Raw genomic sequence first — 20,498 nt, forward strand, 5'->3', positions numbered from 1 at the left:
ACAACAGCACAGGGAACGCCCAATGTCCCTCAGCAATGCACCTACTCAACAATTTTGCACCCAGCGCACGCACCGTCGTCCAATGGGTGAGGAGAAGCGGTATGCATTCATGCAGGTAACAGACAGCTGTAATAGCTCAACCGACGATCAGCGCGCGAGGTGGACGTCGTGAATCATCGTCGCACTCACCAATTTCACGGGACCGATCTTCGGCGAGTGCAATGTCGTAGCCGCATTTTTTGGATACTTTCCGTCTTCCTACCGCTGCTCGCCCAGGTTCGCGACCTGCATGCACAGGACGTAGTGGTTCGAGAGACTCCGCTCAAGGCAGCCTACATTTATAACTTCGCCAAGTACGTTCAGTGGCCGGCGGCTTCCACCAAATTGGTTGGCACGGAGAATCCGATCGTGTGTGGGGTCTATGGGCCTTCGGCGCTGGAGGTCTATCTTCAGAAAATAGCCGCTAAGAAGACGGTCAATGGGCGTCCCATTGCCGTGCATCGCTACGACTCGGTTGCCAACCTTGGCCAGGCAAACATTCTCTTTGTACCGGCCAGCGTCTCCGACGTGGACTACCAACGCATCGTCCAGGCGTTGGCCAATACGTCCACCATGTTGTTTGGAGAGCGGATGGACTTGGCGGACAACAATTCCGTCACATTCTATATCGAAAGCAATCGCGTCAAATTTCAGATCAACCTAGAAAATACGGAGGCGGCGGGTTTGCAAATCAGCTCCAAAGTACTACAGCTTGGACGCCTCGTACGTGGTCATGAACTAGTCAGAGCTGGGGAATGATGCATGCAAATATTTAGTCGATTGCCGATCCGAGCCAAACTGATTCTGCTCATTACCGTGACGGCAGCCAGTGCGCTGTGCATTGCCTCAGCCGCATTTATTGTGACGGACATCCTGGCATCGCGAACCGCCTTAGGCAATCAGTTGGAAGTCTTGAGCCAAGTCGTGGCCGACAACTCGATCGCTGCCGTTACCTTTGACGATCATGAGACGGCCTCAGATGTCCTCAAGACGGTTAGCCGCGAGCCTGCGGTACTCAGAGCGTGTATTTTCGATCGCTCGAACAGCATGTTCGCCATCCACGAATCGCCGGCGCTGGTCGATAACGCCTCCAGTTTACCACTGCCGAATGGGGTGCTGCTTACGATTGGAACCGTCTTCCGTAAGGGCTACGTCGAACAGATCACGGAGATCCGCGACGCCGACGAACCACTTGGGACGGTATACCTGCTGGCGAGCGCCGATGGGCTAAAACAACGTATTTTGAGCAATCTAAAACTGGTCGGTTTCACCCTGATCGCTGCTCTGGTAGTAGCCTTGTTGATTGCCACGAGCTTCGAGAAGCTGATCTCCAGACCGATCGTAAAACTCGCACAAGTCGCCAACGAAATTTCCTTGCGTGACGACTATTCGGTTCGCGTCGTTGAATCGAGAGACGATGAAATCGGTGAGCTCTACACCGCCTTTAATAATATGCTTGTTCAGATTGAATCCAATCGCGATGAGCTTCGCAAGGCACATAGCCACTTAGAGGACCGAGTTCACGAACGCACCTTTCAACTCACGCAAGCCAATAAGCATTTGAAACTCGAAATCGAAGAAAAAGCGATGGCTCAACGGGAGCTGGAACGCGTGCAGTGCGAACTGATCGACACAGCCCGTCGGGCAGGCATGGCTGACGTGGCTACGGGCGTGCTGCACAACGTGGGCAATGTTCTGAACAGTGTCAACGTTTCGGCAGGCATGATCCTGGAACGCGTGCGATACAGCCCGTCGGTCAGTCTGGAGCGTTCCGCCCACCTCCTCCGCGATACGGCATCGGACTCCATTCCTACCGCCGAATTGATGAGCAATCCACCCGATCGCATGCTCAAGCTGGCCGACTTCCTACAAGGTATCGCTAAGAAATGCGACGCTGAAAACACCGAAGTCCGGCAGGAGGTCGATCGCCTCGTCTCCAACATCGATCACATCAAGAAGATCGTGGCCTCTCAACAGTCGTTCGCCAAATCCTCGGGAATCGTCACGAAGATTCAATTGGAACACGTATTTGAAGACGCATTGGAGCTGCATGATGTATCTTTGGCTAGACACGGAATCGACGTAACCCGTATCTTCGCTGCGCACAAGCCGCTGTATTCCGATCAACATCGCATTCTGCAGATTTTAGTCAACTTGGTATTCAATGCTAAACAAGCGATTGAAGAACTGGCGGGAGACAGCCCGCGAATCACCCTGAGAATCAACGACATCGACGGTGAACGCGTGTCGGTGCAAGTGAGCGATACTGGGGTTGGAGTTAGGCCTGAAAACCTGAAAAAGATTTTCTCCTATGGATTCACCACGAAGGCGCAAGGCCACGGATTCGGCTTGCACGCCTGCGCACTGGCAGCCTACGAATTAGGCGGATCCCTATCAGTTAAAAGTCAGGGCGAGGGGCTCGGAGCAACCTTCACTCTCGTTCTTCCTTATCAGTACAAACAAGAGGCCTAGTATGTCCAACAACCAATCCAATCAAGTCCACCGGATCATCATCATCGATGACAACGAAGCCATTCACGATGACTTCCGACGCATCCTGGTGCAATCCGACGAAGACGATACGCTGTCCTCCCTAGAAAACGAACTATTCGGAGATGGCGATTCCGCCCAAACGGGCGTGTCCACGCAAAAACTTGGCTGTAGCTTTGAGCTATCTTCGGCATTTCAGGGCCAAGATGGCTTTGAAATGGTGCTTGATGCCCGCGAGGCCGGTCAGGCGTTTGCACTTGCGTTTGTCGATATGCGGATGCCCCCGGGCTGGGATGGTTTGGAAACCATTCGACGCATTTTCGAAGTCGACCCACTGATTCAAGTCGTGATTTGCACTGCATTTTCCGACCACTCCTGGTTCGATATTATTCAAGAGGTTGGCAGGAGTGATCGATTGCTGATCCTCAAGAAGCCGTTCGATAACGTTGAAGTCTCACAATTGGCAACAGCCCTCAGTGAGAAGACGCGGTTAGCTGAAAAGGCGGCACTCCAGATGTCCGACCTACAACGGTTGGTCGAGGAGCGAACGAGCGACCTGCGTCAAGCCAACGCATTGCGTGAACAAGCTCAAGCCGAAGCAATGAACATCGAAAGACAACTGTTGCACCGCGAGAAGCTAGAATCCCTCGGCCGATTGGCCGGCGGAATCTCGCATGAATTTCGCCATCAGCTAGCCGTCATCCAGAGTTATGTCGAACTTGCACGTGGTTCCGACGCGATTTCAAACTCTCCGGCTGAACGAGAGATGCTCGACGTTGTGCTCGAAGCAACTCACAATGCCAATGAAATGACGCGGCGGATCCTTGACTTCAGCCGCTCCGAAACTTCGGAAACCGTCGTGATCGATGTTGCCACGACAGTGGTTGAAATCCACGAAATGCTCACGCCCATGTTGGGCTGCCAATACTCCATCAATCTAGAAATTGCGCCCGGAAAGCTCTCGATTTTGGGAGAAACGACCTTCCTTGAACAGGTCTTGCTCAACCTATGTACCAATGCGCGTGATGCCATGCCACAAGGCGGCGCCATCGACATCCGCGTGCAACTTGCGCCATCCACTCGGATCCCCAAATCGGCGAACCTCACCACGAACCTAGCACAAAACGCAACAGTGCTCTTGATCGAAGTGGAAGATCAAGGGTGCGGAATTGGAAAGTCCGAAATCCATAAGGTATTGACTCCGTTCTTTACGACCAAGCAGAGAGGGCATGGAACCGGCTTAGGACTTGCAACGGTCAACACCCTGGTGCAGCGACACAACGGCATGATGGAGGTCAAGTCTTCCGAAGGGAAGGGCACGACCATCAGAGTCTACCTGCCCCTAGAGAAATCGAGCCAGTTTGAGGTCGCAGCCAGCAATCCAATCGTGATTGGGGAACAGGCTAGCGTCAATAAGATGTTGGCAGCATCGCAATTAGCATCACAGAACCATTAGCTTCCCATGCTGCCTGTGGGAGTTGACACATGGGCATTTGGCGAAAAAGCCTGTCCCATCTCAATCCATGGCGCAACTTCCACGCTAGCCCCAAGAGACGCAGTCCTCAGAGACGCTGGATGGCCAGGGCTCCCCTTGAGCTCGCGACCAGTTGCCTCCCCGGGCGCCATCGGCGCGCTCCGTTTCTGGTATTCTAGCTACCAATCAAACCAAACTTGGGAATTAAGAATGGGAGTTGAGTGCTGTGAAAGCAGAATTTTTTCGGGGCCAGCGACGTTTTACCTTTTGGCTGCTGCTAGTGTTCGTCGTTTCTCCGCTTTCCGCCCTAGCCCAACCAGCAACGCCTTCAGCGATCGACTATCGTGAAGCCCTGCAGAAACTCGCTTCGGCCGTCGAATATGAAGTGGCAGGCAAGTCCATCCCGTCCTTGTCGCTGACCCTAGTGGATCGCGATCGAATTGTGTACGCGGAAGGATTTGGATTTCAGGATCCTGCTCGCGAAACGCCAGCGACCGCAGATACCATTTACCGAGTGGGTTCTGTTTCCAAACTTTTCACCGACATCGCCGTGATGCAGCTGGTGGAATCTGGAGACTTATCGTTGGACGAGCCCGTGCAAACTTATCTGCCGGATTTTCAGCCACGGAATGAGCACAATGTCCCCATCACCCTGCGACAGCTAATGTCTCATCGCAGTGGTTTGGTACGCGAGTCCCCGGTGGGAAACTATTTTGATCCCACCGAGCCGAGTCTAAGCGAGTCGGTTGCCAGTCTTAATGCGACCGCGTTGGTCTATCCGCCCAACACTAAAACGAAGTACTCCAATGCTGCGGTTGCAGTGGTGGGTGCCGTGCTGGAAAGCAAGTTGCAACGCACCCACGCGGAGCAGGTCCAACGCGCCATCTTCACCCCCTTAGGGATGCAATCGAGCAGCTTTGATGCCACCCCTCAGCTCCAGCCGAAGCTGGCTACGGGGTGGATGCGAACCTACGATGGACGCCGTTTTGAGGCTCCCTCCTTCCAATTGGGTACGGGCCCTGCCGGCAACCTCTTTTCCAGCACTAAGGACCTCGCCAAATTCATAGTCTGGTTACTCGACCAGGACGGACTCGAGAGCAGCAACATCCTCTCCGCTGAGAGTCTGTCCGAGATGCTCACACCGGTAAAGGATAGCCAAGGCGAGCCGCAAGGGTTTGGCCTTGGTTTCCACATCCAGAAGCTTGGCAAGTATGTCAAGATCGGTCATGGCGGCGCAGTGTATGGATTCTCAACCCAGCTCGAAATCTTGCCAGAGCGGAGTGTCGGTGTGGCTGCGGCGGCGTCTCTAGACGGAGCCAATGGCGTGGTCGCACGACTTTCGGAATACGCCCTGCAGCTGATGGTCGCGACCCAAGACGATCAACCTCTCCCCGAATATTCGCGCACCGCTCCCGTACCTCGGGCCCGCGCTGATGAATTGGTCGGGAAGTACCGCGAAGTCGATGGAGAGCGATTCACGCTCATTAGCCGGTACCAGGACGAGCTGATAATGCAACGCGGTACCTTCCAGAACCAAATCAGAGCATCGGTGGACGATGGACGATTGCTGACCGACGATTGCGTCAACTACGGCACGCCAATCACTGTTTCAAGCTCTGAGTTGCTGCGCGTCGGTGAGACCAATTTCCAGCGTTTGCCCGACTCCCCTCCAGCGCCCGCCCCCGCCCACTGGGCAGGCCTCATCGGCGAGTACGGCTGGGACCACAACACACTCTATATCCTTGAGGAGGATGAGCAACTTTATGCGTTGATTGAATGGTTCTACTACTATCCTCTCCAAGAATTGGGTGAGAACGAGTTCGCCTTCCCAGACTATGGTCTGTACCACGGTGAAAAGCTAATTTTCAGCCGCAACGAGCAGGGGAAGGCGACCCAGGTTCTAGCCGCCGAAGTACCGTTCGAACGCCGCGAGGTGGGCACAAAGCATGGTGAAACCTTCCGAATTGAGCCGGTGCAACCCATCGCAGATCTGCGCGAAGCGGCCATGCAAGCCTCACCGCCGAAGGAGACGGGAGACTTCCAAGCTACCGATCTTGTCGATCTGACGCAGTTTGATCCTGGGATACGTCTCGATATTCGCTACGCAACTACCAACAATTTTACCGGTGAAGTTTTCTACAAGCAGCCGCGCGCGTTCCTGCAACGTCCCGCAGCCAAGGCGGTGGCCAACGCACATCAAGAGCTGAGCCAACAAGGGCTGGGATTGCTCATCCATGACGCCTACCGCCCATGGTACGTCACGAAGATGTTTTGGGATGCAACACCCACGGAACTTAAGGATTTCGTGGCCAATCCGGCGAACGGCTCCCGGCACAATCGCGGCTGCGCCGTCGATCTTACCTTGTACGATCTCGAAACGAGGCAACCTATCGAAATGGTGGCCGGCTACGACGAATTTTCTCCCCGATCGTTTCCACTGTATCCCGGTGGAACCTCCCGTCAGCGGTGGTACCGTGAACTTTTACGTCGCACCATGGAGTCACACCAGTTCACCATCTACGAGTTTGAATGGTGGCACTTCGATTTTCAGGACTGGGAGCGATACCGCTTAGGCAACCAAAGCTTCGAGACAATCCTCAAGGACGACTGATCTCAAGGGCCACTGAAATCAAACGCAAATCGCTACGACCTGCATCACTTGCCCTACCTTCCATCGGCCAAGGGCAAGAGGCGGCCATTCAGCCGTTGGCAGAATCAGCACTTGCACGAAGACGGGAAGTGGGTAAGTGGGCATTGAATTGCGGGTTACAAACGGTGTCCCCTGGCCGACGAATTAGCTCACTAAGGCAGGACGCGATATCCTGCCTTCATCCCACCGTCCAGCTGGTACTGGGCTCCCGCTCACTTCTGAGCATTCAGGGCAAACCGCGGCCGACCAACTCAGACGCAGTGACTTGAAAACCCGTCAAGCAGTTCTCGAAGCCCCAAATCTACTTTCGAGAGTGTATATCACAGCCCTCGTCCGACTTGAGACTCATCGTGGTCTAAGGACCGTCGGAACAACTACTGGCGGATAGTCGCCGAACTGCTCCGCCGGTTCGTTCGGGAGAATGCCGATCGGCGGAGCGATCTGGCGACACTTATTGCTCCGACGACTCTAAGACGCAGGTTCGTCACCAGAAGGTCCGTACATTCCCGGCACTGGCAAATCATTCAACCTCAAATAAACGCATAGATGGGCGCGATGGTGGATGGTGTGGTTGATGACAAAACTGCGGATAACCACGGATCTTGGCATCGTCATCAGAACGTTGTCACCAGACTTTAGCGACCACATCTGCGACACGGCTGCATCGGTCGTACTGTTCAACGCCGCGCAGGCTTCGGCCACATTTTTATCGAAGGCGGCTAAGATCTCTGCCCTCGAACGCAGATTCGGTGTTTCGTAGCCCTCAATGTCCCAAGACAGATTCGCAAGAGTACCGGCTACCCATCCCGGGATTTCAACCAAGTGGTTCGCGTTCCATCCGATGGTGTTGGACTTGGGATGTGCCTTCCAATCCAATTTGTCATCCGGAACCTGTTCCAACACTCTTCGTGTGCTGGCCATTTCCTGCTCGAACTCTGGCAAAATCATTTGGGAAAAGCTCATGGGCTACCTCTCTCTTGATTGATGGGTCGCTGGTTGGGGATGTAAGTTTGCTCAACACGCGTTGAAAAACAGTGGCGTTACCACCTCGACGTTGCAGCGTGCTGGGTACCGCGGGGCAATGTCCGCCGAGGTACAATTACCGCTAGCGGCGTTAGTGTAGCGAAAATGGCTGTGCTGTTGTGCGGACCATTCTAGAAACCGCAGGTCCATGCTCGCCCACCGTTCCTGAGGGTTCAAATTGTGTAGAATACGGCTCCCACCCAATCCTCCCGCCAACTAGACCCGTTCGGAGATTCAAATCGATGCGTTTCTTCTTAGTTTTTCTGCTCAGCTGCCTTGTCATGCAGTGCAACCCTGCGCAGGGGCAAACCGCTGCGACCACCGAGCCAACAGATACCGTTCCCGCAAGCTCGCTGAGAATCGCCACGTTTGATGTCGACGCGACCCCACGTTTAGGCGAAATCATGGCCTACGATCCGGTACGCAGAATCGACGAACTGGGTTTGAGATGCCGAGGTATTATTCTGTTGGGCGCCGGTGAACCGATCGTCTTGTGCGCGGTCGATTGGATTGGTATCGGCAATGGAGCCCAAGACTATTTTCGAGACGCGATTGCCGGCTCCGCCGGTACCCAACCGGAGCGTGTTGTCGTGCATACCTTGCATCAACACGATGCGCCGCGTTGCGATTTTTCGGCAGAGCAATATCTCTTAGCTGCTGGTGTCAAAGATGTGGGTGCGTTTGACACCTCGCTAGCGCGCGATCTACTGCATCGTCTTGACGAAACGATCCAACGCAGCATTCCCCAAGCTTCAGTCGTGACCCATACCGGTGTTGGCGTGTCGGAGGTAGAAGGTGTTGCATCCAACCGCCGGATCCTCGGGGACGATGGGAAAGTCCGCGCCGTGCGGTATACCACAACCCGCGACGCGGCTTTGCGTGCGGAACCCGAGGGTATCATCGACCCCGAACTCACCACTGTTTCATTTTGGAACGAAGACCAACCCTTAGCCGTCCTGAGCTACTATGCGTGTCATCCCCAGAGCTATTACCGCACTGGCGTACCGAGTCCGGATTTCCCTGGGATCGCCCGCTTCATCCGATCGCAAGATCTGCCCGATGTGATGCACGTCCACTTCAATGGAGCTGGAGGCAACATTGGAGCTGGCAAGTACAACGACGGTGCCAAGGAAAACCGCTTGATCCTCGCACGCCGCCTTGCCGATGGAATGCGCCGTGCCTACGAGGCGACTGAAAAGTTTCCGACCAATGCCAGTGACCTCGGTTGGGAAACGGTTCCAGTTTCTCTCCCCCCGGCAGAGCACCTCAACATAGACGAGCTACGCGAAGGGCTTTCACAATGGAAGCCAGCAGAGTACTGGGGCAGCCCCGATCGCCTGGCATGGCTCGATCGATGCCAGAACGGCCAGCAAATCAATCTGTCCTGCCTGCGAATCGGCGACACCCGTATCCTGCACATGCCTGGTGAGCTGTTTGTCGAGTACCAATTGGCGGCCAAAGCAATGCGCAGTGATCTCACCGTCGCGATGGCAGCCTACGGAGATTACGGCCCCGGCTATATCGGAACCAAAGAGGCGTACAGCCAAGGAGGCTACGAGACGAGCCCAGCCGCTTCCAATGTTTCGCCTGAAGTCGAAAAAGTCCTCATGGATGGGATGCGCACCTTGCTTGGAGAAACACCATGAAATACCGTTTGCTACTTTGGACAAGCTTGCTAGTTGGCTCAACGATCGGCCCCGCGCGAGCCCAAGAAGACTATGGCAAGGAACTGCCGAGAATCCCAGCTACCGAGCCCGCTCAAGCACTGGCCTCTTTCGAAGTCGCCGACGGATTTGAGATCGAACAAGTCGCCGCCGAACCCTTGATTGCAAGTCCAGTTGCTATTCAGTGGGATGCAACGGGTGGAATGTTCGTCTGTGAAATGCGAGGTTACAGCGAAGACCGCGAGGCAGGCATTTCACGCATCACGCGGTTGACCGACAAAGACCAAGATGGAATCTACGATCACAGCCAGATCTTTGCAGACCAATTGTTCTGGCCAACGGCAATCTTCCCCTTCGATGGTGGTCTGTTTGTGGGAGACGCCCCCAACATCTTCTACTTCAAAGATACCGACGGCGATGGTGTGGCGGATTCTAAACAACTCGTCTTGACCGGATTTGGTACTTCCAATGTTCAAGGACTGCTCAATTCGTTCCATTGGGGACTGGACAATCGCATTCACGTTGCGTGCAGTAGCGTGGGAGGTAAGGTCCGACGATCCGATCAGGCGGAGTCCGAAGCGATTGACGTTCGTGGCCGAGACATTGCCTTCGATCCACGCACGTTCGAATTCGAGTTAACCAGCGGAGCGGCGCAGCACGGCATGACTTTTGACGACTGGGGACGCAAGTTCGTTTCGTCCAACAGCGATCATATTCAGCAGGTAATGTATGAAGACCGCTACATCGGTCGCAACCCTTGGCTAAGTCCCCCGCCATCGCGGATGTCGATCGCAGCCGATGGACCGCAGGCAACCGTCTTTCGCCGGAGTCCCGTGGAACCTTGGCGCATCGTCAGGACACGTTTGCGAGTCAATGGAACAGTCCGCGGAATCGTGGAGGGTGGCGGGCGTCCCGCGGGCTACTTTACCGGCGCTACCGGAGTAACCATCGTCCGTGGTGACCTCTGGCCGCAGGAGATGCAAGGCACTGCAATCGTGGGCGATGTTGGCAGCAATTTGATCCACCGCAAGCGATTGGAGGTCGCCCCTGGAGATTCCGGAGGTTTGCAATTCGTCGCTGAACGCATTGATGACAACAGTGAGTTCGTTGCTTCGACTGATATTTGGTTCCGGCCCGCTCAGTTTGAAAATGGCCCCGATGGAGCACTCTACGCGGTCGATGTTTGTCGCGAAGTGATCGAACACCCCGCCAGCCTTCCCCCGGAAATCAAACAACACTTGGACCTCACCTCCGGCCGTGACCGAGGCCGGATCTATCGCATTGCGCCCCAGGGTGCCGAGCGCCGCGCATTCCAGGCGTTGAAGCAGCTCACTACGGCGGAATTGGTCCATCAGCTGACCAATCCCAACGCTTGGCAACGCGAAACGGCCAGCCGCTTGCTGTGGGAACGCCAGGATCACGCCGCCATCGCCCCTCTGCGACAATTGACGGTCAGTGCCGAAATGCCTCAAGCTCGGCTACACGCGCTTCACGCCTTAGCCGGACTCGATGGCCTTGACGCCCCAATCCTACTCACCGCACTTCAGGACCCGCATTCGCAGCTCCGCAAGCACGCGATCCTCCTGGTTGAACAAGCTCTGCCAGAGCTGCAGAAGCAAGTCGACATCGCAGCTCGCCTCATCGAGCTCGCGGGGGATGACTCGATTGAGGTCCGCTACCAACTGGCGTTTTCAGTGGGATCGCTTCAGCTTGAACAAAAGACAACCGTACTGGAGCAACTCATTCTCCGCGATGTAGAGAATCGCTGGATGCGGGCCGCCGTGCAAAGTTCACTTGCGCAAGATGCTGGCCCCCTATTCGCGACTCTGATCGAAAATCCTGACTTCCGAAGTCCGGCAGCTGGCGGTTTTCTTAAGGATCTAGCCAAGCAGATTACTGCGCAGAATTCCGAACCAGAGTTGAAAACGGTGGTGGGTGTCCTGCCGCAACTTCCCCCGCAAGACGCCCCGTTCGCGCTGCCCATTCTTGGCGAATTCCTTGCCGGACAACAGCGCTCGGGTAGCCTGCTCGCCAAGTGGGCCGAAGCGGGAGAATTGCAAGATCTTGACCACACTTTGAATCGCATGTTAAGCACCATGCGTCCCATTGCAACCAGCCAAACAGCAGCTCTACCTGCTCGAATTGCTGCCATCGATGCCTTGCGTTACGGCTCCTATGCACAGGCTGAGACAACGCTGGCCGGTCTGCTAGACCACCGCCAGCCGAGCTCCGTGCAGCATCAAGCAATTCGTACGCTGGGGAGTTTTGCGAATCGCCAAGTCTCACAACCGATTATCGCCGCATGGCCCACCTTGAGCCCTCAACTGCGTGAGGCCGCCAGCGAAGTTCTATTCTCTCGTCCTGAGCTGAGCATGTCTTTGTTTGATGCGATTGATGCGAAGCGGATTGCGATTACTGACATTTCCCCCGCTCGCATCAAGCTGGCTGCTGAGTCGAAAGACAAGCAGGTCCGTACACGAGCCAGTCAATATGTGGGAACATCCGGGACCGAAGATCGCCAGGAAGTCATCGCAGCTTATCAAGAGTCCTTGAAATCTGCTGGCACCGCTGACCGCGGCAAACAGATATTCGAAAAGCACTGCGCGAGCTGCCACCGCTTGAACGGTGTGGGGCATGAAATTGGGCCCAGCCTGTCGGCTATGAAGTCCCGTGGAGCTGATGCCATCCTGAGCAATGTCCTCGCCCCCAACATGGAAGTGAATCCTCAGTACTTGAACTACATCTTGCTAAATGAGGATGGCCAAGCCATGACCGGCATGATCTCTGCAGAGAGTGCGACCAGCATCACACTCAAACGGGCCGAGGCTGCCACCGACACGGTATTGCGCGTCGATATCGATTCCCTAAAGAGCACCGGGCAGTCGATCATGCCCGAGGGATTTGAAAAGTCGATTGATCCCCAGCAAATGGCCGATCTCATCGCCTACATCCTGGGTTCTCTGGCCCCCTAGAGCGATAGCCTTACCGCCGCTACGACGTGCCGCAGCCTAAAGTGCTGCGACTTGTCGTGGCTGGCTTTGCCCGTCCAATGCCACCGGGAGAGCAACCACGCAATTCGCATCCACGGCTCTCCGCTACGCTGCTCTCATATTCGAGGCTTCCCCCAAACGATCAGCTCCGCTGCAGGTTCATCTCGCCGGGAGCATGACCGTTGGCGACCCCGCAAAAACGCACTCGCTGTGGGCGAGTGGTGGACTCTGGCAATCGCGGATTCCAGTCGAGTCCACCACATCGCTGCCAGCTCGCTTCGATTGCTTCCGCTGCCTACTTCCAGCCGAATTCGGCTAGGCGTGCTGGCACCTTGGCTTGAGCTTCCGCAATCAACTCGGACAGAGATACTGCCGCGCCATTCTGCTCAAGGCTGGCGTCCGCCGCCGACATCAACGCGTAGATCTCGATCGTCTCTTGAGACGCGATGGGCACCTCTTTCGACTGGAAGAATTTTACGATTTCCACCAACAGTGGTGCGTAGCCCTCGTAACCACCAGTAGGCTTTTCTCCCTCAACGCCATGGATGATTCCGCCATAGTTGTGGCGACCGTCACGGATGCCGCGCACCGTTCCTATCCGACCATCACTCCAAGTACACACCAAGAGGTCGGTGCCTTCGGTGTGAGTACGGCTGACCGTTGCACACCCAGGCCCCATCGCTGCGACCAGTGGCTCAACTCCATGGATTCCGTACCAGTAGAAATCGGGGTGAGAGGGTTCGGTCGGAGCGGGGGAAAACGTATCAACTCCGATCACCTTACCTACCAAGGTACCAGCCCGTGCGCTTTGCACTGCTTTGGCATACCGTAGACTCGAGGAAGAAAACAGCGGTGTGCCACTGGTCCGAGCGGCTTCGAAAATGGCCAAGGTGTCCACCAGGCTCGCGGCCAACGGCTTGTCGACGAACACTGGCAACCCGGCTTTTAGAACCGGCAGCACCTGCTCCAAATGGGGTTTACCGTCGTTCGACTCGAGCAAGACGGCATCCACGAGAGGCAGCAAGTCGTCAATGGAATCAACAATTTCCACGCCCAACTCCTGAACCGTCTTGGTATATCCAGGAACGCGTTCCACGCTGGAGCGAATATCACGACTCCCCTGCGCGACTGCCGCCACAATGTGACATTGATCGAAGGGTGCCGGTGCGTCCGGTGCATTGATGATCTTCGCAAAATTGGTGGCATGCGACGTGTCGAGACCGATAATGCCAATGCGAAGTATCATGGTTTCCGATTCCTGGGCCGGCTTGGCCGCTTGGGCGCATGCGACGGAAGAGGATAGATTACAGATCAGCATGGTCGCTAGGCAATAGGCCGCGCAGCGGAGCCTGGCCAATTTGAAAATATCGAGTTTATAAACGAAGTGCATTGCTAAAACCTAAATCAAGGAAAAACGAAAACGATTGGAAGGAATGCTACCAAACCGGAGGCTGGTCGTGGACCAGCCTTGGGAATGAGCAGAAAGCAGATATTGGATCGTATTGCCGGAATGGCTCCAACAGTTAGATTGTGACAGGCAGGATCGACGCTCGCCCCAGGACTTTTCCGAACCGCTGCTGAGCGAGCCGTCGTTTGGATTGAGACTCACTGCTCGTTCCGGCGGAAATTGGGCTACTACCGCCCGCCAGATGCTTGCTTGGATCGTGGGGGCAGCTGTACACCGCGATTGGAGTAAATGCACCAATCGCTCCCCGCCTTGAGAGCAATTCGCCCCAATTCTTGCGGCGCTCACACAGCAGGTTGTGTATAGGATCATCCAATCGCTATGGCTGACTTGCAATCACACTGAAAATGGTATCGCCTGTAGCCATTTCAGCTGGCGAGGCTATCCATTGAGGTGTAGGTGGGATTGCCCTTGAGGGAGTTCAAAACAGGCGACAACGCGTTCTCTCTGCTGCAACCAGGTTCCCGATTTCAACGCCAGTGGAGAATCGATCTTGCGCAGTGTTTCCTGACCAGCTGGAGTCTTCTGCACAATTGACTGCACCGCACTTAGGGGCAACTCCACCGTAAAATCGGGGGATGCAAACGGGGCGTTAAACTCGATTCGATTTTCCGTCTGGCTAATCGAGGTCAGCTCTTTCGCAGCCCAGTATCGCGCAATCTCACTGAGTTTCATCCACAACAGATTATCGTTGCGAGCGTGAATCCGCTGGACCGCTTCCTGAAAGATCTTAAAACCAGCTTGGGTGCCATTCGCGTAAATCCCTGGCCAGTGGCACACCAGGATCGTAGGCTCCTCTCGATCGAGGATCTCGGGGAGCCGACCACCTTGCAAGTCTTCGGTGATGAATTGATCTACCTGACCAATTTCCAGTCCATCCCAGCCACCGAACCAGTCGCCCGTACAGCCGACGATGGAAACCACGCACTCGGGGTGCTCGGAATTCAAACCGCTTGCCAACTCGACACGCGGTGCGACGCTTTCGTCCCCCGAGCCATACAGATCGCGGAAATAGTGCGGTATTTCCGTCTGAAATACGTCGCGACACGATTCCAAGGAGGCCTGGGCCAAGTTAATTCGATTGCGGCTCCCAAAGCCACCAGGGGTGGTAAGCCCCTGGCAAGGCAACCCCGCATTTTTCAGGATGCGCAGTGCGTAGCTCAAATAATCGGTCAGCTCATCGGCCGATTTGTCCTGGCTCCAACCGAAGTTCTCCATGAATTGCTCGGTGCGTTGCGGGAACGGGCGGCCAGTCTTCGTATTGATCGCCCAAGTGTGGGTAATCATCTCAGGATGGATATCCCAATTGGGAGTCAATTCCTCGCGGACCAGTTTCAAACTGTCTGCCAACTCGGCTTTGCTCCAACCGGGTAGATCTCGATCCATCCAGCCCACGCAAGCCGGATACGGGACAATACTATATTTGCCTTTGACACCATGGTCGCGGCACCAATCGGCGAAGATCCGCACAAAAGAATCGGGAATCTCCCGTGGCAATTTCCGCCAATCTTGGGGATAGCGATCGGGATATGCCTCGGCAAAATGTGGAATTCCGAAATGGGCTAAATTCACCAGACAGGTTGAATCATCGATGATGAAACTAACGGGCACTCGCTGACGCGGATTGAGCACCTTGATGTGTGTTACATTATTGGGCCTCTCTCCCCGTTCCTGTGCCGACGCGAATGGCTGGAGAGTTCTCGTTGCCAGCGGAGACGCCAGACTAGCTCCGGCCAGCGATGTTTGTAACATTTGCCGCCGGGTAAGTGGGGAAGTCCAACGCTGGGGAACATTGAGTGATTCCATTGATTCAGAGTCCTTGTAGGAACAGGTGAATTTCGTTGTGTCGAATGTAAATAATTTGGAAACAATCGCTGATGTCACTCAACTGGAAGAATTGTTGAGCCGTCCAACCGATGCCCTAGTAGAAACGATGCAGAGGGTAAGCGGGGACATTCTGTTTCTGGGTGCAGGTGGGAAACTTGGGCCTTCGCTAGCCAGGATGGCGCGTCGCGCAGCCGATCAAGCGGGAGGTAACCGCCGCATTATCGCAGTATCTCGTTTCTCAAATCAACAGGCAGAGCGAGGTTTGCAGGAATTTGGTGTCGAGACGGTTCGAGCTGAGCTTCTCGATACCGAGGCCTTGCGGCAGCTTCCAGATGCCGAGAACGTGATTTACATGGCAGGTTACAAGTTCGGCGCGTTTGGAAATCCGTCGTTGACCTGGGCCATGAACAGCTTCCTACCAGGAATGGCCATGCAACGCTTTGCGGACAGCCGTGTCGTCGCATTCTCCACGAGCTGCGTCTATGGGCTCTCTCCGTGGCAGTCGGCTGGCACTGTCGAAACCGATCCACTGCAACCCACAGACGAATATAGCATGAGCTGCATTGGGCGCGAGAGGATTATCGACCACTTCAGTCGCACCCACGGAACTTCGGCAAGTCTACTGCGGCTGAACTACGCAGTCGAAATGCGGTACGGAGTTCTGATCGATATCGCTCAAGCGGTGTACAACGAGCGTCCCATCAATTTGACGATGGGGCACTTCAATTTGATTTGGCAAACCGATGCTAATGCAATATCTCTACAAACGCTCGACCACGTCAGCTCACCGCCCATGGTCATCAACGTGGTTGGACCCGAGACACTGAGCGTACGACGGGTGGCTGAAGAGTTCGGGCAGCTCATGGGTAAACAACCTCGGTTCAATGGCACCGAATCTGATTCCTGCCTCCTAACGAGCGGAGAGCGCTGCCACCAGCTGTTTGGCTATCCGTCGGTTTCCGCTGGAAAATTAATTCAATGGACTGCCGACTGGATTATGCGGGGCGGCCCCACCCACGATAAACCAACCGGCTTTCAAGTTCGCGATGGGCGGTATTGATCATGGACCAAGCTGAAATGTCTCGCATTCGCGAACTGCTCAACGATGGACTGGCCATCCCGGCTTGCCCTCTGGCCCTCAATGCACAGCGGTGTTTCGACGAACGACGCCAAAGGGCCTTGCTACGGTACTACTGCGCCGCCGGAGCCGGTGGAGTCGCCGTGGGGGTGCATACGACGCAGTTCGAAATTCGGCAACCGCAACACGGACTACTCCGTCCAGTCCTCGAACTCGCCGCGGAAGAACTGCAAAATCAAGAGCGGCCACACCAAGAACACATCGTCCGTATCGGAGGAGTTGTCGGCGATGCAGTACAGGCGATGCGCGAGGCTGAACAGCTTCGCGAGCTGCGCTATCACGTCGGGCTACTCAGCTTGGCGGGCCACCAATCCGCCGATGAAACGCAGTTGATCGAGCATTGCCGACGCGTGTCCGAAGTCCTGCCCATCATGGGATTCTACTTGCAGCCGGCCGTCGGCGGACGCCTCCTGTCCTACCGTTTTTGGCGACAATTCTCGGAAATTGAAAATGTAGTTGCCATCAAGATCTCTCCCTTCAACCGGTATCAAACTATAGATGTCGTCCGAGCGGTGGTCGATGCTGGGCGAGCTGATATTGCACTCTATACCGGCAATGACGACAACATCGTCGGCGACCTGTTGACCGAGTTTGTGTTTAAGGGACAGGAGGGGGAGCAGCGACGCGCCATCGTGGGCGGGCTACTCGGACACTGGGCCTGTTGGACAAGAAATGCCGTACTGCTCATGAACGAATGCAAGCGGCTGAGGGCTCTCGGAAACTTGCCGACATGGATGTTGACGCTAGGGGCTCAAGTCACGGATACCAATGCGGCGTTGTTCGATGCGGCCAACGCATTCCGAGGCTGCATTCCGGGAATCCACGAAGTGCTTCGACGACAGGGCCTGTTGGAAGGCCTATGGTGCCTCGATCCCACCGAGGAACTGGGAACGGGCCAAATGCAAGAAATCGACCGAGTCTACCATGCCTACCCCCATCTCAATGATGATGACTTCGTAGCCGAACATCTTGATGAATGGCTAGCGTAGGGCTAGCACAATTCCCCTGAATCCAATGGGTGAGTCGAGTTTACGAAGACGGATAGGCCATCTGAATAGGAAGATTTCTGGCACCCCGTCTTGCCCCGAAGCTGAAAGGGCTTCCACCGCATTCGCGCTTACCTACCACTCCTTGGCGATTCTCGCCACAGCCCAAACCTACAATGCGTTACTCCCCAAAACCAGCCCAGTCGATCGGGCCTTTGCCAAAATCCATTTGCTTACCCTATTACTTTCCTTTACCTTTGAACCAGCGAGACCATCTCCCGCTTCAATAACGGCAGGGACCTCCGGTGCAAGTAAAGTCACAAAACCCGTCTGACATTTCTGAACGACCGCCGAAACGACAAGCGTCGAAACACCGCATTTCAAGAGCGGTTTGGATCGGCCTCGGCATACTAATCCTTGGTTCAATGCCTCTCTTGGCAGTGATCGCACTGGCTTGGTTGGGGCTCACTTCGGACCCAAATCCGAACCCTGTTGGGCTGGGCATCCTCCATGTTCTTACTTTCTTTCCCAGCGTTGGCATCATTGCTATCGGAGTGCTACGCACGATCCAGCGTGCCAGATCCAAGACGAGCTTGAATTGAACGATGAGGAGCAATATTCGCTAACGCCGTAGTGGACCGCAGTGAGCCGTTGTTCCTTCCTTTTCCAACTCGCCTCATAGGGAATCCTACAGCCGTGACTACCAATCCTCGATCTCCCGTATCGGTAAAAGTGACTGAGATTTCCCGTGTTGCTAACCGCTGAGCGATTGCCATGAATAATCTGAAGTAAGCATTGGTCAAAGAACGCCGCGACCATTAAGTCGCCGCGGCGTCCAATGGAAGCATTCCAGACGGGACAGTCCCTGTACCGCGCGCCGAGATTGATACGAGCTAGGACTCAGCGATCGTATTGAGACTCGGACACTAACTCAGAAAGTGCACACACACACGCATCTGCATACGTAACGTCAACCTCAGCAACGACATGGCAGCCATTTACAATCGCCCTAACCATAGCCAATGCACTGGAATTGTGGGGCAAGACAAGGCCCTGCATCGCGGCCCTTCCGGGCCGTAACCGCTCCTGCGACTTGCAATTCCAGTCCACTTCTCGCCTCGAAGACCAGCTACGCAGTAGCGACAGCATCTAGCCTGGGGTGAGCGAAAACGAGTTCCACGAGTTTCCGTGTAACCCCAGGTTGTAAATCGATTGAGAAAGTGACCGAGCAGTAGAGTTATTGAGACCATTCAAGGTTGCCGAGGTCGCAACCAGGTGGCGATACGTTCAACATTCGCAATTCTATTGGAATGAAGAGGGAGCTCTGCTTAGGAACGATGAACAGCTTCTGTGAGGTTGGAATGCCGCCATGACGTCGCAGATCCTCTTGCGCACTGGACCTCCCAGGGAAATCAAGAAACACTGACCAGCTTCGGAGCCTAAAACTTGTCCATGCAACTGGAAAACGCTAAGCACCTCCATGGATAGTCTCACCGCCGGTTGCAGCCGAAATAGAGTTGCAAGATGCTAAGGTCAGAATTCGGACGTTGGAAAACCCTATTTCAACAATCACTGAGACGCTCCCCTATCGCGGCCCTTCCGGGCCGTAACCGCTCCTGCGACGTGCAATTCCACTCCACTTTTTGCCTCGAAGACCAGCTACGCAGTAGCGACAGCATCTAGCCTGGGGTGAGCGAAAACGAGTTCCACGAGTTCACGCGTAACCCCAGGTTGTAAATCGATTGAGAAAGCGACCGAGCAGTAAAGGTATTGAGACCATTCAAGGTTGCCGAGGTCGCAATCAGGTGGCGATACGTTCAACATTCGCAATTCTATTGGAATGAAGAGGGAGCTCTGCTTGGGAACGATGAACAGCTTCTGTGAGGTTGGAATGCCGCCATGACGTCGCAGAGCCTCTTGCGCACTGGACCTCCCAGGGAAATCACGAAACACTGACCAGCTTCGGAGCCTAAAACTTGTCCATGCAACTGGAAAACGCTAAGCACCTCCATGGATAGTCTCACCGTCGGTTGCCGCTGAAATAGAGTTGCAAGATACCAAGGTCAGAATTCTCACCATGGTAGCCCCTATTTCAACAATCACTGAAACGCTTCCATCACTCGCCCCCCTGAATCTTCCCCAGTCCCAGGATAGATAACCGCGAAAGACGCCAAATATGCGAAAAGAAAAAGTAGCCGTTCACGACCTTCCTGATCCACTTACAACATCAACCGTTGCTTCAGGTTTGAGCTCAAGTTGCAGACAACCGTGAACGGTTATCCCCACCCACAACACCCTACCAAGGAAGTGGTGTGCCCCCAGCACACTCCCCCCAGCACACCCACCCCGAAGGAGGCATCATGCCAGGATGGGATTATCCGGTCTTTGACACACGGTTTGGAAAAGTCGGTATGATGATCGTCTACGAGGCTTTCATTCCCGAAGTCGCACGTGAATTAAGCAACTGCGGAGCGGGGGTGCGCGCGAGACGGCTGTGGGGGCACAATCCACTGATCGGGGCGGCGCGGGCTTGCGACAATCACAACTACGTCATCAGCAGCACTTACACGGATGTTTCATCCGACTGGATGATCTCAGTCATCTGCGGTCACAACGGAAAACCGCTGGCGCAGGTATCGGAGTGGGGAAGCGTCACGGTAGCCGAAGTGGATTTGAACCATCCCATGTACCGGTACAGTCTCGGTGATTTTAAAGCCTAGACCGCACGCCACCGGCCTACAACTCCACAAGA

At 55.1% G+C, this 20,498-nt stretch carries 12 protein-coding genes; 9 read left to right on the forward strand and 3 right to left on the reverse strand.

Annotated features, from left to right (window positions below; translation table 11 throughout):
* Positions 1–168: 168 nt before the first annotated feature.
* The 4 genes from Q31a_RS15845 to Q31a_RS15860 all read left to right on the forward strand — a co-directional run bounded on the left by Q31a_RS15845 (position 169) and on the right by Q31a_RS15860 (position 6,614).
* A complete protein-coding gene (locus Q31a_RS15845; RefSeq protein ID WP_197355316.1) occupies positions 169–798 on the forward strand; it encodes a YfiR family protein in 630 nt (209 codons plus the stop codon).
* Positions 799–801: 3 nt separating this feature from the next.
* Positions 802–2,511, forward strand: coding sequence for an ATP-binding protein (locus Q31a_RS15850; protein WP_145079811.1), 1,710 nt, complete (start codon positions 802–804; stop codon positions 2,509–2,511).
* A gap of 1 nt (position 2,512) precedes the next feature.
* The gene (locus tag Q31a_RS15855) at positions 2,513–3,985 is read left to right on the forward strand and encodes an ATP-binding protein (RefSeq protein ID WP_145079814.1); all 1,473 of its coding nucleotides are present in this window, start codon (positions 2,513–2,515) and stop codon (positions 3,983–3,985) included.
* Between the two features lie 244 nt (positions 3,986–4,229).
* On the forward strand, positions 4,230–6,614 hold the full coding sequence (locus Q31a_RS15860) for a serine hydrolase (protein ID WP_231690782.1): 2,385 nt from the start codon (positions 4,230–4,232) through the stop codon (positions 6,612–6,614).
* Positions 6,615–7,121: 507 nt separating this feature from the next.
* Here Q31a_RS15860 and Q31a_RS15865 read toward each other — a convergent pair.
* A complete protein-coding gene (locus tag Q31a_RS15865; RefSeq protein ID WP_145079817.1) occupies positions 7,122–7,616 on the reverse strand; it encodes a DinB family protein in 495 nt (164 codons plus the stop codon).
* 302 nt (positions 7,617–7,918) lie between these two features.
* On the opposite strand from Q31a_RS15865, the gene Q31a_RS15870 reads away from it, so the two are divergent.
* A complete protein-coding gene (locus Q31a_RS15870) occupies positions 7,919–9,322 on the forward strand; it encodes a hypothetical protein (protein ID WP_197355317.1) in 1,404 nt (467 codons plus the stop codon).
* Entirely contained in the window at positions 9,319–12,312 is a 2,994-nt protein-coding gene (locus tag Q31a_RS15875; RefSeq protein WP_145079820.1) for a PVC-type heme-binding CxxCH protein, read from the forward strand. The genes Q31a_RS15870 and Q31a_RS15875 overlap by 4 nt, the downstream gene beginning before the upstream one ends.
* 313 nt (positions 12,313–12,625) lie before the next feature.
* Here Q31a_RS15875 and Q31a_RS15880 read toward each other — a convergent pair whose 3' ends face one another.
* Both Q31a_RS15880 and Q31a_RS15885 read right to left on the reverse strand, forming a co-directional pair.
* Positions 12,626–13,720, reverse strand: coding sequence for a Gfo/Idh/MocA family protein (locus Q31a_RS15880; RefSeq protein ID WP_231690783.1), 1,095 nt, complete (start codon positions 13,718–13,720; stop codon positions 12,626–12,628).
* A gap of 456 nt (positions 13,721–14,176) precedes the next feature.
* A complete protein-coding gene (locus tag Q31a_RS15885; protein ID WP_145079823.1) occupies positions 14,177–15,601 on the reverse strand; it encodes a hypothetical protein in 1,425 nt (474 codons plus the stop codon).
* A 37-nt stretch (positions 15,602–15,638) separates the two neighbouring features.
* On the opposite strand from Q31a_RS15885, the gene Q31a_RS15890 reads away from it, so the two are divergent.
* The 3 genes from Q31a_RS15890 (at position 15,639) to Q31a_RS15900 (ending at position 20,466) form a co-directional block, all read left to right on the forward strand.
* Positions 15,639–16,682 carry an NAD-dependent epimerase/dehydratase family protein gene (locus Q31a_RS15890; protein ID WP_231690784.1) on the forward strand — a complete coding sequence of 348 codons (1,044 nt, stop codon included), beginning with the start codon at positions 15,639–15,641 and terminating at the stop codon, positions 16,680–16,682.
* 2 nt (positions 16,683–16,684) lie between these two features.
* Complete coding sequence (locus tag Q31a_RS15895) at positions 16,685–17,749, forward strand: dihydrodipicolinate synthase family protein (protein WP_145079826.1); 1,065 nt, start codon at positions 16,685–16,687, stop codon at positions 17,747–17,749.
* Between the two features lie 2,357 nt (positions 17,750–20,106).
* Positions 20,107–20,466 carry a carbon-nitrogen hydrolase family protein gene (locus tag Q31a_RS15900; protein ID WP_145079829.1) on the forward strand — a complete coding sequence of 120 codons (360 nt, stop codon included), beginning with the start codon at positions 20,107–20,109 and terminating at the stop codon, positions 20,464–20,466.
* Positions 20,467–20,498: the final 32 nt, after the last annotated feature.

The sequence above is a fragment of the Aureliella helgolandensis genome, assembly GCF_007752135.1.
GTDB lineage: Bacteria > Planctomycetota > Planctomycetia > Pirellulales > Pirellulaceae > Aureliella > Aureliella helgolandensis.

Coding starts and splice junctions, on each gene's coding strand:
- Q31a_RS15850 (WP_145079811.1), top strand. CDS start 802: ATGCAAATATTTAGTCGATTGCCGATCCGAGCCAAACTGATTCTGCTC.
- Q31a_RS15855 (WP_145079814.1), top strand. CDS start 2,513: ATGTCCAACAACCAATCCAATCAAGTCCACCGGATCATCATCATCGAT.
- Q31a_RS15865 (WP_145079817.1), bottom strand. CDS start 7,616: ATGAGCTTTTCCCAAATGATTTTGCCAGAGTTCGAGCAGGAAATGGCC.
- Q31a_RS15870 (WP_197355317.1), top strand. CDS start 7,919: ATGCGTTTCTTCTTAGTTTTTCTGCTCAGCTGCCTTGTCATGCAGTGC.
- Q31a_RS15875 (WP_145079820.1), top strand. CDS start 9,319: ATGAAATACCGTTTGCTACTTTGGACAAGCTTGCTAGTTGGCTCAACG.
- Q31a_RS15880 (WP_231690783.1), bottom strand. CDS start 13,720: ATGCACTTCGTTTATAAACTCGATATTTTCAAATTGGCCAGGCTCCGC.
- Q31a_RS15885 (WP_145079823.1), bottom strand. CDS start 15,601: ATGGAATCACTCAATGTTCCCCAGCGTTGGACTTCCCCACTTACCCGG.
- Q31a_RS15895 (WP_145079826.1), top strand. CDS start 16,685: ATGGACCAAGCTGAAATGTCTCGCATTCGCGAACTGCTCAACGATGGA.
- Q31a_RS15900 (WP_145079829.1), top strand. CDS start 20,107: ATGCCAGGATGGGATTATCCGGTCTTTGACACACGGTTTGGAAAAGTC.